Below are 14,888 nucleotides of genomic sequence, written 5' to 3' on the forward strand. Positions count from 1 at the left end.
GGGGGGGGGGGGGGCCCGGGGCGGGCCGGGGCGCGGTTCGGGCTGGGGCCCGGGTCGGCAGGGGGCCCGGGCCCGGCCGGGGCCCCGCCACACCTGAGGGTGTCCGGGGCCCACTGCCGCGTTCTCGCCGGCGAGCGGCTCAGAGGGTGCGGTTGCGGCCCGCGCCCCAGCCGGCCGCGCCGACCACCAGGACCAGCACCAGCATCAGCACCAGCGGGGTCTCCCAGCCGCCGGTCAGCTGGCGCAGCGCACCCGCGCCGACCGGGCCCGCCGCCGCGACCAGATAGCCGATCGCCTGCGACATCCCGCCCAGCTGGGCGGCACCGGCCGCGGTGCGGGTGCGCAGCACGATGAACGCCAGGCCCAGGCCCAGCGAACCGCCCTGGGCCACGCCCAGGATGGTCGCCGACACCCACGCGGCGGAGACCGGCGCGACCAGCAGCATCGCGATGCCCAGCCCGTTCAGGGCCACCATGGTCAGCGCCAGCCCGCGCTGGCTGGTCATCCGGCCGGCCATCAGCGGCACCAGGAAGGCGCCCGCCACCTGCACCAGGTTGGAGAAGGCGAAGACCAGACCGGCCTGGCCGCGGTCCATGCCGTGGTCGGCCAGGATGGTCGGCATCCAGGCGACCAGGGTGTACACCAGCAGCGACGAGATGCCCATGAAGAGGCTGATCTGCCAGGCCAGCGGGGACTTCCAGATGCCCTCGATCGGCTTGGCCGGCGCGGCGGCCGCGGCCACCGCCCCCTGCCGCTCCTGACGCGAGCGCAGCACCTGCGGCAGCCAGGCCACCGCCGCGATCAGCGCGAGCAGCGACCAGGCGCCCAGCGAGGCCCGCCAGCCGCCGCCCAGCGCGTGCTCCAGCGGGACGGAGGTGCCGGCCGCGAGGGTGGCGCCGACCAGCATGGTGGTCGAATAGACGCCGGTCATGGTGGCCGCGCGGTCCGGGAACTCGCGCTTCACCAGGCCCGGCATCGACACGTTCAGCACCGCGATGGCCACGCCGATCACCACGCAGCCCGCGTACAGGGCCGCCACCGAGGGCAGCACCCGCAGCAGCACGCCCGCGCCGAGCACCAGCACCGCGCCGAGCACCACCCGCTCGGCGCCGAAGCGGCGGGTCAGCCGCGGCGTGAGCGGGGCGCCGACGCCCTGGAAGAGCACCGGGACGGTGGTGATCAGCCCGCTCGCGGTGGCGGACAGGCCGAAGGTCCGCTGGATCTCGCCGACCATCGGGGAGACCGCCGCCAGGCAGGCGCGCATGTTCAGCGCGACCAGCAGGATGCCGGTCAGCAGCAGGAGCGGATGGGCCGCCCGGGCGCGGAGGGGGAGCGGGACGGACGTGGTGACAACCGGCTGCTGGGCACGGGTGACGGCCATGGATGTGCTGTTCTTTCGTGAAGGTGCGTGGATGCGGACGGCGGAAGGGAGGCTCGCGCCGTCCTACTTCCGCGCCGCGATGGCCGCGAGCAGCTGCTCGACGGCCGCAGTCGGGCCGGCGAGCAGCGCACGACACGCCGCCTCGGCCCGGTCCGGGTCACCGCTCTCGATCGCGTCGACCAGCGCCTCGTGGGTCGCGACGACCGCCTCGGGCATGTCGTGGTCGCCGAAGGCGGAGGTCATCGCCTCGCGTACGGAGGCGCCGAAGTAGCGGTACACCTCGGCCAGCGCGGGGTTGTGCGCGGCCTCGACGACGGCGGTGTGGAACTCCAGGTCGTGCTCGACGGTGGCCTCGCGGCTCGCCCGCTCGGGGTGCGCCGCGAACACCTCGGCCTCACGGGCCAGCGCGGCGCGCATCCGCCGGACGTCCTCGGGGGTGTGCCGCAGCGCGGCCAGCCGGGCGCCCTCGGTCTCCAGCGCCGCGCGGACCTCCAGGACGTCCCGGATGCCCGAGCGCTGGACGCCGCGCAGCACGGACGCCGGGTCGCTGGTGGAACGGACGAACGTCCCCTCGCCCTGCCGGGAGACCAGCATCCCGGCGTGCACCAGCACCCGGATGGCCTCCCGCACGGTGTTCCGGCCGACGGCCAGCTGTTCGGCCAGCTCGTGCTCGGTGGGAATCCGCGAGCCCACCGGCCACGCCCCACCCGCCAGCTGCGCCCGCAACTGCTCGATCGCGGTGTCCACCAGGGAGCGTCGCCCGGCCGCCTGCAAACCGCCGCTCATGCCGGACCTCCCTTTCCACCGCACACGTCATCACCGGTCGTCGGTCATCCTACAACCGCTTGCCCGGTCATCCTACAACCCACCCCTGACCAGCCCATGAACCCTGGATGTACCCCCGGATACGGTTCCCGCGCCCGTCGGCGGGGCGGCCGGGCCTCCCCGCCGGAGGCGTCAGCGCTGCGGGTAGAGGCGCTCCAGGACCGCGGCGACGCCGTCCTCGTCGTTGCTGGCGGTGACGGCGTCCGCGACGGCGAGGAGTTCCTCGTGGGCGTTGGCCATGGCGACGCCGTGGGCGGCCCAGCCGAACATCGGGACGTCGTTGGGCATGTCGCCGAAGGCGATGGTGTCGGCGGCGCGGACGCCCAGGCGGCGGGCGGCGACGGCCAGGCCGGTGGCCTTGGACAGGCCGAGCGGGAGCAGCTCGACGACGCCGGCGCCGGCCATCACCACGCCGACCAGGTCGCCGGCCGCGCGCCGGGCGGCGTCGGCGAGGGCGTCGTCGGTGAGGGCATGGTGCTGGATGTAGAGCTTGCTGAGCGGGGCGTCGAACAGCCCGCCGCGATCGACCCGGACGACCGGCAGGTCGGAGCCGATCAGCAGCTCGTAGCCGGGGCCGGCCAGCACCTGGCCGTCGAGGCCGTCCTGGTTGGCGGCGATGGCCAGCGGGCCGGTCTCGGTCTCGATCTTCTCGATCGCGAGCGCGGCGAGCCGCCGGTCCAGGGTGAGCGAGGTGAGCAGCTTGTGCGCGCCGGCGTCGTACACCTGGGCGCCCTGTCCGCAGACCGCTATCCCGGTGTAGCCGATCTCGTCGAAGACCGGGCGGGCCCAGACCGCCGAGCGCCCGGTGACGATGATGTGCAGCGCGCCCGCGCCGGTGGCCGCGGCCAGGGCGGCGCGGGTGCGCTCGGAGACGGTCTCCCCGCTGGTGAGCAGGGTCCCGTCGAGGTCGGTGGCGACCAGCCGGTAGGGCAGGCCGCCACCGCCGGGGGAGGCGAGGCTGGGGCTGATGGTGCTCATGGGCCTTACGTCTCCCGGGAGTTGCGGGTGGTGCTGGGTGGTGCTGGCCGGGCTACTTGACCGGTTCGAGGACGGTCCGCCCGCCGAGGTACGGCCGCAGCGCCTCGGGCAGGACGACCGAGCCGTCGGCCTGCTGGTGGTTCTCCAGGATCGCCACGATGGTGCGCGGGACGGCGACCAGGGTGCCGTTCAGGGTGGCGAGCGGGCGGGTCTTGCCCTCCTCGCGCATCCGGATCGCCAGCCGGCGGGCCTGGTACTCGGTGGTGTTGGAGGTCGAGGTGACCTCGCGGTACTTGCCCTGGGTGGGGATCCACGCCTCGATGTCGAACTTGCGCGCGGCCGAGGCGCCGAGGTCGCCGGAGGCGACGTCGATCACCCGGTACGGCAGCTCCAGCGCGTTGAGGAAGTCCTTCTCCCACTGGAGCAGGCGGCGGTGCTCGTTCTCCGCGTCCTCGGGGGTGGTGAAGACGAACATCTCCACCTTCTCGAACTGGTGGACGCGGATGATGCCGCGGGTGTCCTTGCCGTAGGTGCCGGCCTCGCGGCGGAAGCAGGACGAGTAGCCGGCGTAGCGCAGCGGCAGCTTGTCGGCGTCGAGGATCTCGTCCATGTGGTACGCGGCGAGCGGGACCTCGCTGGTGCCGACCAGGTACCGGTCGTCCTCGGCGAGGTGGTACACGTTCTCGGCGGCCTGGCCGAGGAAGCCGGTGCCGTCCATGGCGGCCGGGCGGACCAGGGCCGGGGTGATCATCGGGGTGAAGCCGGCCGCGGTGGCCTGGGCGATCGCCATGTTGACCAGGGCGAGCTCCAGCAGCGCGCCGGGGCCGGTCAGGTAGTAGGAGCGGGCACCGGCGACCTTGGCGCCGCGCTCGGTGTCGATCGCGCCGAGGATCTGGCCGAGCTCGACGTGGTCGCGGGGCTCGAAGCCCTCGGCGGCGAAGTCGCGCGGGGTGCCGATCTCCTCGAGGGTGACGAAGTCCTCCTCGCCGCCGACCGGGGCGGCCGGGTCGATGAGGTTCGCCAGCGAGCGGAGCAGGCGGTCGGCCTCCTCCTTGGCCGCGCCCTGTTCGGCGTCGGCGGCCTTGACCTCGGCGGCCAGGTCCTTGGTGCGCTGCAGCAGGGCGGTCTTCTCGTCGCCCTTGGCCTGGGCGACCTGCTTGCCGAGCACCCGCTGCTCGTTGCGCAGTTCGTCGAAGCGGCTGCCCGAGGACCGGCGCCGCTCGTCGGCGGAGAGGAGGGCGTCGACCAGGTCGACGTCCTCGCCACGGACGCGCTGCGAGGCGCGCACTCGGTCAGGGTCCTCACGGAGCAGGCGAAGGTCAATCACAGGCCCAAGCGTACCGGGCGACCGTTCCTCCACCAGTACGGCATTTCCCCTGGGGATAACTCGCCCGATCCTGTGGATAACTTCTGTGGGGAACGCTCCGCCGCCGAGTTATCCACAGGCCCGGCCCCTGGCCTGTGGATCCAAGGGGAGGATTGCCTTCCGCGTGAACGAACCAGGGAATTGAGGTTTCAAACCTCAATCAACCTTCCCGAGTGAGGGAATTGAAGCACTCGGACGGGTGATTTGCTGGCAACCGGGTGACTCTGGTCCGATTGGTCATCTCTGCGACGCAAACCGATGGTCCGACCAGTTCTGGGCAATGGCTATACCGGTTTGTCGACTCTCCCCCGACCTGTGGATAACTCGGGGCTGTGGACAGCGGGGAGCCCTGTGGACAGCGGCCCCCGGCCCCGGGCCCCCTGTGGACGACGGACGGGGCCGTCCGCCCCGCCCGGTCGACCCGATCCAAAACAGTCGGAAAAGGTCGGAAAGACAAAAGATGCAATCAGGGTGTCCGGACGGCCGCGGAAGCCGCGGAGGTCGCGGATGCCCCGCGGGTCTCAGATGTTCCCGCGGCCGTCGAGGGCGCGGGAGAGCCAGTCCGCCGCCGAGGAGAAGTCCTCGTCCGAGGTCCCCGGCCGCCGGTGGGTGGACTCCTGCCGGTCGGCGCGCGGATAGGAGCCCAGGTACCGCACCTGCGGGCAGATCCGCTTGAGCCCCATCATCGCCTCGCCGACCCGGCGCTCGGACAGGTGGCCCTCGCAGTCGATCAGGAAGCAGTAGCTGCCCATGCCCTCGCCGGTCGGGCGGGACTCGATCCGCATCAGGTTGACCCCGCGCACCGCGAACTCCTGGAGCAGCTCCAGCAGCGCGCCCGGGTGGTCGTCCGGCAGCCAGACCACCATCGAGGTCTTGTCCGCGCCGGTCGGCGAGGAGACCCGGCCCGGACGGCCGACCAGCACGAACCGGGTGGCCGCGCTCTTGGCGTCCGCGATCTCCTTGACCAGCGGCTCCAGCCCGTAGATCGGCGCCGCGAACTCCCCGGCGAACGCGCCGTCGTAGCGGCCCTCGGAGACCAGCCGGGCGCCGTCCGCGTTGGAGGCGGCCGACTCCCACTTCGCGTCCGGCAGGTTGGCCGCCAGCCAGCGTCGAACCTGCGGCTGGGCCACCGGGTGGCTGGTCACCGTCTTGATCCCGGACAGCTCGGTGCCCGGTCGCACCAGCAGCGCGAAGGTGATCGGCAGCAGCACCTCACGGTAGATCATCAGCGGTGCGCCGGAGGCGAGTTCGTCGTTGGTCGCGGTGACCGCGCCCTCCACCGAGTTCTCGATCGGGACGAACGCCCCGGACGCCTCCCCGCCGCGCACCGCGTCCAGTGCCAGCGCCACCGAGGACAGCGGCACCAGCTCCCGGGTCGCCGCCTCGGGCAGGGTGTGCAGGGCCGCCTCGGTGAACGTGCCAGCCGGTCCGAGGTAGGTGTAGCGGGTGGCCGACATGATGCCTCCGTGGGAATCTCGGTGCTGCGCGGGCGGAGTGTGCCGAAGCAGTCACCCTAACGACTCCGCGGCCCCGGCAGGAAAGCGTTCCACCGACCGGAACCGCGGCGGTGCGTCCCGGTGAATCCGGGGGAACTACCCCTCCAACAACTGCTGTCCGAGGTAGCCTCCGGGCGGCGGGCCCGGTGGCAGCGCGTACAGGCCACTGGCCTCGTGCCGCAGGAAGCGGGAGAGGCCGTCGCCCCGGGAGAGCTTGCGCTGCACCGGGGTGAAGCCCTTGCGCGGGTCGGCCTGGAAGGCGAGGAAGAGCAGCCCGGCGTCCGGGGAGCCGTCCGGCAGCAGCCCGTCGTGGTACGAGAAGCCGCGGCGCAGCATCGCCGCCCCGCCGTTGGCCGCCGGGGCGGCGACCCGGATGTGCGCGTCGGCGGGGATCGCCAGGGTGCCGTCCGGGCCCTGCGCGGCGAGGTCGACCGGGGACCGCTCGCCGGCCCCGGCGGGTGCGCCGAGCGGGGCGCCGTCCGACTTGCGCCGACCGATCACCCGCTCCTGCCGGTCCACCGGAAGCGCCTCCCAGTGGTCCAGCAGCATCCGGATCCGCCGGAACACCAGGAACGAGCCGCCGGCCAGCCAGCCCGGCTGGTCGCCGCCGGCGCAGAACACCGTGGCGGCGAAGCCCTCCTCGTCCGGCCGGGGGTTGTTGGTGCCGTCGACCTGGCCCATCAGATTGCGCCCGGTCACCGGCCGCGCGGCGGCGCCGGGGGTGCGGGCGAAGCCGGCCGACTGCCAGCGCAGCGCCGCCGTCCCGGCCGCGAGCCGCTGCAGCACCCGCAGGGCGTGCACGGCGACCAGGGCGTCGTCCGCGCCGATCTGGACGAACAGGTCGCCGTCGCCGCGGGCCGGGTCGAGCGCGTCGCCGGGGAAGGCGGGCAGCGGTTCGAGCCCGGGCGGGCGGCGGTCGGCCAGCCCGGCCTTGTCGAACAGGGCGGCGCCGAAGCCGACCGTGACGGTGAGCGAGCAGGGCCCGGCGTCCAGCGCGACCTGGCCGTCGAACTCCTCGGCGGGCTCGCCCGCGGTCAGCCGCTCGGCCGCCTTCGTCCAGCGCTGCAGCAGGGTGCGCAGCCCGTCCCGGCCGACGCCCACGGCCAGGTCGAAGGCGGCGAGCTGGACCCTGGCCTGCGCCGGGTCGGTGATCCCGGCCTGGTGCTCGCCGCGGAACGGCACCCGCGCGGAGCCGAGCGTCCCGCCGGACGGGCCCGCCGCGTCCGCCGTCCCGCCCGGCCGCCCGTCCAGGGCGACGGCCCCGGCGACGCCCGCACCGGCGCCGGCCAGCAGACCGGCCCCGGCGGTGCCGAGCAGCGCCCGCCGGGTGAAGCCCGCGGGCCCCGCCGGACCCGACCCGTGGTCCGCCGGGCCGGACTGCGCCGCAACGTGCTCCGTGGATGTGTCCGTCATCCCGCTCACCCGATCCTGAACTGCTGGGTCGGCGTGGTCTGGTCGATGTCGGAGGAGCGGATCTGCACCGACACCACCCAGTTGCCCGCCAGCGGGAGCTGCGCGGTGCCGATCCAGTGGCCGGTGCCCTCCGGGGTGAGCGCGACCGGCAGCGGGCCGAGGTCGCGGTCCGGCAGGGTGAAGGCGAGCTCCACCTCGGGGACGTCCACCGGCTGCCCGTCCGCGCCCGCGAGCGCGAGCGTCACCTCGTTCGGCCCGGTCCGGGCGGGGTTGAGGGTGACGGTCGCGGTGCCCTTGGCGTTCGGCGTCCGGCCCTTGGTGTCGTACGGGAGCTTGAGCTCGACGGTGCGGCCCGGCTCGGTCTGCGGCGCCACCGGGGCCCCGCCGGCCGCCGGAGCGGCGGCCGCCCCGGCCTTGAGCTCGCCCGCGACCCGTCCGGGCGGGGAGTTGGTGAGCATCGTGGTGACCACCAGCACCGCCACCGCGACCAGCGCCTCGACCAGCACCGAGCGGCGCAGCCCGGCCCGGGTCGGGGTCAGCCCCCGGTCGCGTCCGGCGCTCCGCAGGGCGGCCCGCTGGCGCTCCAGCTGCGCCTGCCGGACCGGGTCCTCGCTGTGCGTCGCCACGGCGACCGGTTCCGGCAGTTCGGCCGGTGCGACCTCCACCGACTCGGCCGGGGCCGAGCGCAGCCGGGCCAGCCAGGAGCGGGAGATCCAGGCGACGCCGAGCATCGCGACCACGCAGCCGCTCTTCACCAGCAGCAGCCGCCCGTACTCGGTGCCGGTCAGCGCGCCCCAGCTGCCCAGGCCCCGCCAGGACTGGTAGATCCCGGTGACGGCCAGCACGGCCACCGAGCCGAAGGCGATCCTGGAGAAGCGGTCCACCACCTCGGCGCCGACGCCCTCGCGCAGCGCGACCAGCAGCGCGGCCAGCCCGCCCAGCCAGAGCGCCATGGCGAGCAGGTGCAGGATGCCGAGCGGCAGCGCCAGCCAGACCTGGATGCCCACCGAGGCGTGGTCGGCGCCGACCCAGGTCGCCGCGAGGGCGACCGCCAGCACCAGCCCGGCCACGCCGAGCCCGAGCCGGACCTCGCGCTGCGGCCGTTCGGCGGCCCGCCGCTCCAGCTCGCGCAGCTCGGCGGCCTCGGCATCCTCCTCGGACGCCGCGAGACCGGCGGAGCCGCCGGCGTCCTCGGAGCCCTCGGAGCCGTCCTCGTCCCGCGGCTTCGGGACGACCGGCCGCGGCGGCTGCCCCAGCTGCCCGACCAGCAGCGACAGGAACACCCCGCCCGCCGCGAGCAGCAGCAGCCGGGCGGCCAGCGCGGTGCCGATCCGCTCGTCCAGCGTGGCGCGCATCAGCGACAGGTCGAAGGCCTGCCCGACCCCCGAGCCGCGCTCGTACGGGCCGCGCAGCATCAGCACGGCGACGGTGGAGACCAGCAGCGCCGTCCAGCCGGTCATCAGCAGCCGCTGCACCCGGCGCCGGGCGGTGCCGGCCGGCCAGCAGATCAGGACGAAGGCGGCGACGCCGACCAGCAGCGCGAACGCGGTGTACGCGACGGTGCGCCCGGTGCCGTACAGGAAGGCGACCAGGCCGTCGGCGTCCGCGCCCTGCAGCGCCGTCGCCGACACCGAGGTGTCCGAGGGCGCGCCGATGGAGAAGGTGAACGCCCCGCCGACCGGGTGCGAGTCGTCCGAGACCGCCCGCCAGGCCACCGTGTACGTGCCGTTGGCGAGCCCGCCGCGCAGCCCGACCCGGGCGGTGTTGCCCTTGCCGTCGGCGTGCGCCGGGTTGCCGGTGTCCACGGCCTGGCCGGCCGGGTCGAGCACCCGGACGGAGTCGCCGGAGAGCGAGACGGACTCGCTGAAGGTCAGCGTCACCGCCTGCGGGGCGGTCGCGACGACCGAGTTCTGCCGCGGGTCGGTGGAATCCAGGGTGGCGTGCGCGGAGGCCGGGGCGGCGCCCGCGAGCATCAGCGCGAGCAGCGCGCCGAGCACTCCGAGCACCCCGGCGGTCCGGCGGTGGGTGGCCTTCTCCAGGCCGGCCGACTGCATGGTGGCGGTCCCCTTAACTCTGGCTGGGCCGGTAGGTGAGCTCCTTGACCGGAACCTTGACGGAGATGGTGCCGGACTTGGCGAAGGTGAGGTCGAGCTCCAGCTCGTCGCCGAGGGCCGGTGCCTTCTGCCATCCCATGATCATGAGGTGGTTGCCGCCCCGGGCGAGCTGCAGGGTGCCGTGCGCGGGGACGTCGAGACTGTCCACCTGCTCCATGGTCGACGCGGTCGAGCGGTGCATGGTGACCGACCCGGCGGTCGGGCTGGTCACCTTGAGCAGCTCGTCCTCCCCGCCGTCGTTGCGGACGGTCAGGTAGCCGGCCGCCATGCCGCCGGCCGGGGGCAGCGGGATGTAGGAGTCGGCGACGCTGAGCCTGGCCGGGCCGCCGGCGGCACCGTCCTGCCCGCCCGTGCCGCCGCCCGTCCCGCAGGCGGCCAGGATGGCGCCGCCGCCCAGGGCCGTCGCGACGACGGCACCGAGCAGGGCGGTGCGGCGGAAGCGGCCGGTTCCGGTCTGCACCGAGGTCACGCCGCGACCCCCTTGGCGAGCAGCGGCAGGTCGTGCTCGTAGGTCTTCTCCTCGGTGCCGCTCATGTAGAGCACGTGCGCCTTGTCGTCCGAGGGGAGGAAGGCCAGCACCTGCGCGCCGTGGGTGGAGGTGACCGTGCCGTCCCCGTTGACCACCGGGTCCTCGATCATGATGCCGAGCGACTTGGCCGCGGTCTTCACCTTGGCCAGGTCCCCGGTGAGGCCTATGAAGTCGCTGCCCATCGAGTCCAGCCAGGTGCGCAGCACCTGGGGGGTGTCGCGCTGCGGGTCGGTGGAGACGAAGACGACGTTGACCTTCTGCCGGTCCGCCTCGGGCAGCGCCTTCATCGCGACGCCGATGTCGCCCATGGTGGTCGGGCAGACGTCCGGGCAGCTGGTGTAGCCGAAGAACAGCAGGGTGGCCTTGCCGTTGGTCTGCTGCCGCAGGTCGAAGGGCCGGCCGGAGGTGTCGGTCAGCTGGAGGTCCGGCTTCTCGAAGTTCTTGGCGAGCTTGGTGCCCTGGTACGGGGTGTCCTCCTTCTGCCGGGTGACCTTGGCGACGGTGGAGTCGCCGCCGGAGGAGCCGCAGGCGGACAGGGTCAGGGCGGCGGCCAGCGCCAGGGCGGCCGCGCCGGCCAGGCGGGTGGTGCGGGTGGTGCGGGGCATGCGAGTTCCGATCGTGCGCGGTGGGCCGCCGGCGGGGCCGCACCCGTCCTGCGGGTGCGGCGCCGCCGGCGCGGGGGTCAGGAGGCGGAGCCGCCGTTCTTGCGGCGCAGGCCGAGCACGCCGACGGCGGTGCCGATCACACCGACCACGATGCCGACCACGCCCAGGGTGCGGGCGGTGGAGTCGCTGGACTTGGCGTCGCCGGCGGCGGCGTGGTCGGAGCTGTCCCCGTGGGCGCCCGCGGCCGGGGACGCGGTGACGCCGTGGCCGTCGCCCTCGGCGGCCTTGGTGAGCTTCAGGACGGGGGCGGGCTTGGCCGGCTCGGGCTGGCCGTCCTTGGACTCGTCGATCCAGCGGGCGATGTCGCCGTTGTCGTAGGTCTGGAGGGTCTTGAAGACCAGGCTGTCGGTGTCGGTCGGCAGCGGGCCGAGCGAGACCCGGAACTCCTGGAACTGGCCGGGGGCGATCTTGGTGCCGGCGTCGGCGGTCCAGGTGATCTTGGAGACGGCCTCGGTGACGTCGTTGCCGTGCACCTTGATCGGCTTGTCGAGCTTGGCCTTCTCGACCGCGGCGGTCCAGCCCGGCAGCGGCAGGGTCCGGACCGAGGCCAGCGGGTGGTCCAGCGGGAGGTTGACCTCCAGCTTCACCGTGCCCGCGGTGTCGCTCTCGTTCGGCACCCGGAAGTCGACGGCCGTGTAGCCGCCCTGGGCGGCCGCGCCCGGGTTCACGGTGACGTGCGCGAAGGCGGGGCCGGCCAGCGCCACCACGGAGGCGGCGGCGGTGAGGGCGACGGCGGCGAGACGACGGGTGGGAAGGGAACGCATGATGCGGGTCTCCGATCGGAGCTCGGCGGCAGCCGGTACCGGGCGACGGACACGATCCGTACCGCGGGGGCCGCGCGTGGGGAGGTGGGGGCAGAGCCTCGGGCCGCCCCGGTGGTCGGGGGAACGGCCGGACGGTGCGCACACCGGCACCCGACGCGGCCGCAGGGCCGCCGGGAGACGCCGGTCAGTACGCGAGAGCCCCGCACGGCGGACCGCGCCGCACCACGCTGTGCCGCAGCACCGCACCCGTCGGGAACAGGCTCTCCCCGCCCCGGGCACCGAACCGGCGGGCCGGGCCCGCCACGCCGAACAGACCGCGCAGCAGCGCGGCCACCAGCGCGAACGCCGTGCGCAACGGCGCCGCCCAGTGCTCCCGGGCCGCCGTGGCGGCCACCCGCAGCAGCCGCCACAGCGCCGCCTCGCCGCGCCGCAGCCACCAGCCCGCGACCAGCGCGGCGCCCAGGTGCCCGGCCAGCATCGACGGCGTCATGCCGAGGACACCGGCCTGCCACCAGGGCGCGGCGGCGAACGCGTGCGGATCCAGGCCGGCGGAGGAGACCAGCTGCTCCGCGGACGGGCCGCCGGACAGGCCGAGCAGCGTGCCGGGGCGCGCCTCGTTGCAGATCAGCCGACCGGCCACCTGCGGCACGGTCAGCGGACCGGGGCCGCCGTGGTGCATGCCCGGCATGGAGCCGTTGAAGCCGTGGAAGAGACAGTGCAGCGCGAGCTGCCCGGCACCCAGCGCCCCGGCGATGCCCGCCAGCGAACGCTCCCGCCCGCCGCAGACCGCCGCGAACGCCAGCACCGCGGCGAAACCCAGCGCCAACGCGGTCGGCGGCACGTTCCCGCCCCCCGCCAGGGCGTGCCCGGCGGCCGCTATCAGGGTGCAGACCAGCGCGAACGGGACCGCCCGGGCAAGCCGCAGGTCCCAGGCGGCGGACCCCACCGGCTGAGCCGGTCCGGGGGCGCCCGGGAGCGGGGCGGCGGCGAGGGCAGTCATGGCCGGGCCATCCTCTCATTGCGTACGCCGCCGACACGGGCAGGGTGGGAAATCCCTACGAATGCCCCTTTCGGCGGCGGCGTGCGAGGGGGCGTACGCGTCGCCCGGCACAGACCCCGTCCCCCGGTCCATCCGCCGAACGGGCGGTAGCGGCCCCCGGGCACGGTTCACCCGCGAATCGCCCGGAGATACCTAGTTGTATGTGGAGCCGCAGCCAGGAGGGACCTCCCGTGGACATCTGGTGGACTCTGCACCTCAAGCGCGACCCGGCCAGCGTCCCGCTGGCCCGGCGCATCCTGCTCGGTGCGATGGCGACCGCGGGCGTCGACCCGCAGATCGCGGACGACCTCGGCGTCGCCCTCACCGAGGCCTGCGCCAACGCCGTCGAGCACGGCGCCACCGGGCGGCCCGACGACGGCTTCCAGGTCACCGCCTCGATCTGCGGCGACCGGCTGCGGATCGAGGTCACCGACTCCGGGCCCGGCCTGCCCGCCCCCGCTCCCGCCGGGGCCGCCGCTCCCGCCGGGGCCGCCGCTCCCGCCGCCGTCCGCCGCCCGGCCGCCCCGGCACCCGCCCGTCCGGCGGTGGCCGGCCGGGCGCCCCGCCGCACCCGCCGCGGCCGCGCCACCGTCCCGGCCCGCGTCCTTGCCGCCCACCGGCCCCGCCGCGACGGCCACCCGTACGACACCCACGTCCTGCCCTGCCGCCCCAGCGCCCCGACGCTGCGCCCGGTCGACCTGGACACCCTCCCCGACCTCACCGCCGAATCCGGCCGCGGCCTCTTCCTCATCCACGCGCTCACCGACCACGTCCAGCTGCGCAACCACCCGCTGCGCGGGGCGATCGTCAGCTTCGACAAGATCCTCAAGTGGCAGGACGGGGCGCTGCTGCGCGCGGCGTCGTAGGGCACGTGGGGCTGGCGGCCGGAGACGACGAGGGGCGCGGGCTGTGGGCCCGCGCCCCTCGGGGTCGACCGGGGCGGGGTCAGCTCCGGGTGGCCGGCTTGCGGCGGCGCAGGGCGACCAGGGTGCCGGCGCCGACGGCCAGGACGGCCGCGCCGCCGAGGGCGATCGGCAGGGTGTTGGAGCTGGAGCCGGTCTCGGCCAGGTGCGGGCCGCCGGAGGGCGAGGGGGAGGCGGTGGCGCCCGGAGCGGTGGTGGCCGGGGCGGTGGTGGCCGTCGTGGCACCGGCCTCGCCCACGTTGAACTCGCCCAGGTAGTCGTCGAGGAACTGGGTGCACGCCTGCGGCTTGTTGTTGGCCGGAGTCGGGACCTTGTCGTTGTCGAAGGCGTCCGAGCCGGCTTCGTAGTTGGCGCCGTAGTGACCGACCGGGGCCTTGGCGGTGGCGGCGATCCGGACCTTGTAGGTGATCTTCTCGCCCTTGGCCAGCTTGAACTCGGGCGCCAGCAGGGCCCGGTCGTCGAGCTTGGCGGGCTTCCAGCCGGACCCGGTGTCCAGCTGGACGTCGAAGAACTCGGTGCTCCACTGGACCGGACGGTCCCCGAACTCATCGGTCACGTAGAGGGAGTTGTGGACGACGGGGAGGTCGACGCCGCTCTTGTTCTCCCAGGTCATGGTCATCTCGGCGGCTTGGCCGCCCTTGACCAGGGTGGTGCCGTACAGGCCGGTGCCGGTGACCTTGAGCAGGTTGCTCTGGTAGACGCCGCCGTGGCAGCGGTTGTCGCCGGTCGGCGCCGGCACCGGCCGGGTCGGCAGGTTCGTCGGCCTGGCGGTGGCCGTCGGGGCCGGGGTGCCGGGGGTGGTGGCGCCGGTGCTCGGCGGGGCGGAGGCCGACGGAGTGGCCGTGGCACCGGCGCTCGGAGAGGCGGTGATGCCCACGGCACCGGCGGTGGTGGCGCAGACGGTGGCGCCGAGCGAGAGTGCCACCAGCGTGGACGCGGCCAGGAGTCGGGAGTTGCGCATGGTGAAGGTCCCCCATTTTTGGATGAAATTTGGCTGAAATCAGGCGAATTGAGGCCATGGCCGAGCCGTTGGCACTGGTCGCGACCGCGCACCCTACCGTGCTGCTGTGGCCGGATTTCGACCAGGGGACGCTCTGCCGTCCTCCGGTTGCCGGGCGCGCGCGGCGGTCGGACGATGGGGGGCATGATGCACCAGATGCGAGCCGAGTACGGCGCCGGCGGCGAGGCCGGCGGGGTGCGGCTGTGGCACGTGGTCCGGGGTGAGGAGAGCGTGGCGATGTGCGGCCGCGAGCTCGATCCGCAGGCGCGGGTGCGGTCGGCGGTGGACTGGGGGAAGACCCCGGAGCTGTGCTGCCACACCTGCGGGGCGTACTTCCTGCGCGAGGCGCCGTACCTGGCGGCCGAGCACCCGTAAACGGCGCTACCGTGCTCGGC

Annotated in this window: 14 protein-coding genes; 2 read left to right on the forward strand and 12 right to left on the reverse strand. The window is 74.5% G+C overall.

Features of this window, described 5'->3' with window-relative positions; genetic code table 11:
* Positions 1-139 precede the first annotated feature (139 nt).
* From ACFVVA_RS29810 to ACFVVA_RS29860, 11 genes are all read right to left on the reverse strand, one after another.
* Entirely contained in the window at positions 140-1,381 is a 1,242-nt protein-coding gene (locus ACFVVA_RS29810) for a CynX/NimT family MFS transporter (RefSeq protein ID WP_387693880.1), read from the reverse strand.
* Between the two features lie 63 nt (positions 1,382-1,444).
* The gene (locus ACFVVA_RS29815; RefSeq protein WP_387693881.1) at positions 1,445-2,167 is read right to left on the reverse strand and encodes a FadR/GntR family transcriptional regulator; all 723 of its coding nucleotides are present in this window, start codon (positions 2,165-2,167) and stop codon (positions 1,445-1,447) included.
* 171 nt (positions 2,168-2,338) lie between these two features.
* Positions 2,339-3,184: an HAD family hydrolase gene (locus ACFVVA_RS29820; RefSeq protein ID WP_387693882.1), complete on the reverse strand. Its 846-nt coding sequence runs from the start codon at positions 3,182-3,184 to the stop codon at positions 2,339-2,341.
* A gap of 52 nt (positions 3,185-3,236) precedes the next feature.
* Positions 3,237-4,511 carry a serine--tRNA ligase gene (gene serS, locus ACFVVA_RS29825; protein WP_387693883.1) on the reverse strand — a complete coding sequence of 425 codons (1,275 nt, stop codon included), beginning with the start codon at positions 4,509-4,511 and terminating at the stop codon, positions 3,237-3,239.
* Positions 4,512-5,071: 560 nt separating this feature from the next.
* Positions 5,072-6,007: a prephenate dehydratase gene (gene pheA, locus ACFVVA_RS29830; RefSeq protein WP_387693885.1), complete on the reverse strand. Its 936-nt coding sequence runs from the start codon at positions 6,005-6,007 to the stop codon at positions 5,072-5,074.
* A 135-nt stretch (positions 6,008-6,142) separates the two neighbouring features.
* Entirely contained in the window at positions 6,143-7,459 is a 1,317-nt protein-coding gene (efeB, locus tag ACFVVA_RS29835) for an iron uptake transporter deferrochelatase/peroxidase subunit (protein WP_387693886.1), read from the reverse strand.
* Between the two features lie 5 nt (positions 7,460-7,464).
* Entirely contained in the window at positions 7,465-9,513 is a 2,049-nt protein-coding gene (locus ACFVVA_RS29840) for a FixH family protein (protein ID WP_387693887.1), read from the reverse strand.
* A gap of 13 nt (positions 9,514-9,526) precedes the next feature.
* The gene (locus tag ACFVVA_RS29845) at positions 9,527-10,042 is read right to left on the reverse strand and encodes a copper chaperone PCu(A)C (protein ID WP_387693888.1); all 516 of its coding nucleotides are present in this window, start codon (positions 10,040-10,042) and stop codon (positions 9,527-9,529) included.
* Positions 10,039-10,707, reverse strand: a complete 669-nt coding sequence (locus ACFVVA_RS29850; protein WP_359898031.1) for an SCO family protein — start codon at positions 10,705-10,707, stop codon at positions 10,039-10,041. Before ACFVVA_RS29850 ends, ACFVVA_RS29845 begins: the two co-directional genes overlap by 4 nt.
* Positions 10,708-10,784: 77 nt before the next feature.
* Positions 10,785-11,531 (reverse strand): YcnI family protein, encoded by a 747-nt coding sequence (locus ACFVVA_RS29855; RefSeq protein WP_387693889.1) that lies wholly within the window; start codon positions 11,529-11,531, stop codon positions 10,785-10,787.
* A gap of 184 nt (positions 11,532-11,715) precedes the next feature.
* On the reverse strand, positions 11,716-12,531 hold the full coding sequence (locus ACFVVA_RS29860; protein ID WP_387693890.1) for a hypothetical protein: 816 nt from the start codon (positions 12,529-12,531) through the stop codon (positions 11,716-11,718).
* 230 nt (positions 12,532-12,761) lie between these two features.
* Here ACFVVA_RS29860 and ACFVVA_RS29865 point away from each other — a divergent pair, with 230 nt between their 5' ends.
* On the forward strand, positions 12,762-13,436 hold the full coding sequence (locus tag ACFVVA_RS29865) for an ATP-binding protein (protein WP_387693891.1): 675 nt from the start codon (positions 12,762-12,764) through the stop codon (positions 13,434-13,436).
* 79 nt (positions 13,437-13,515) lie between these two features.
* Here ACFVVA_RS29865 and ACFVVA_RS29870 read toward each other — a convergent pair whose 3' ends face one another.
* Entirely contained in the window at positions 13,516-14,454 is a 939-nt protein-coding gene (locus ACFVVA_RS29870; protein WP_387693892.1) for an LAETG motif-containing sortase-dependent surface protein, read from the reverse strand.
* A 183-nt stretch (positions 14,455-14,637) separates the two neighbouring features.
* On the opposite strand from ACFVVA_RS29870, the gene ACFVVA_RS29875 reads away from it, so the two are divergent.
* Positions 14,638-14,868, forward strand: a complete 231-nt coding sequence (locus ACFVVA_RS29875; RefSeq protein ID WP_359898022.1) for a hypothetical protein — start codon at positions 14,638-14,640, stop codon at positions 14,866-14,868.
* The last annotated feature ends 20 nt before the right edge of the window (positions 14,869-14,888 follow it).

Source organism: Kitasatospora sp. NPDC058048 (assembly GCF_042885555.1).
Classification (GTDB): domain Bacteria; phylum Actinomycetota; class Actinomycetes; order Streptomycetales; family Streptomycetaceae; genus Kitasatospora; species Kitasatospora lactacystinica.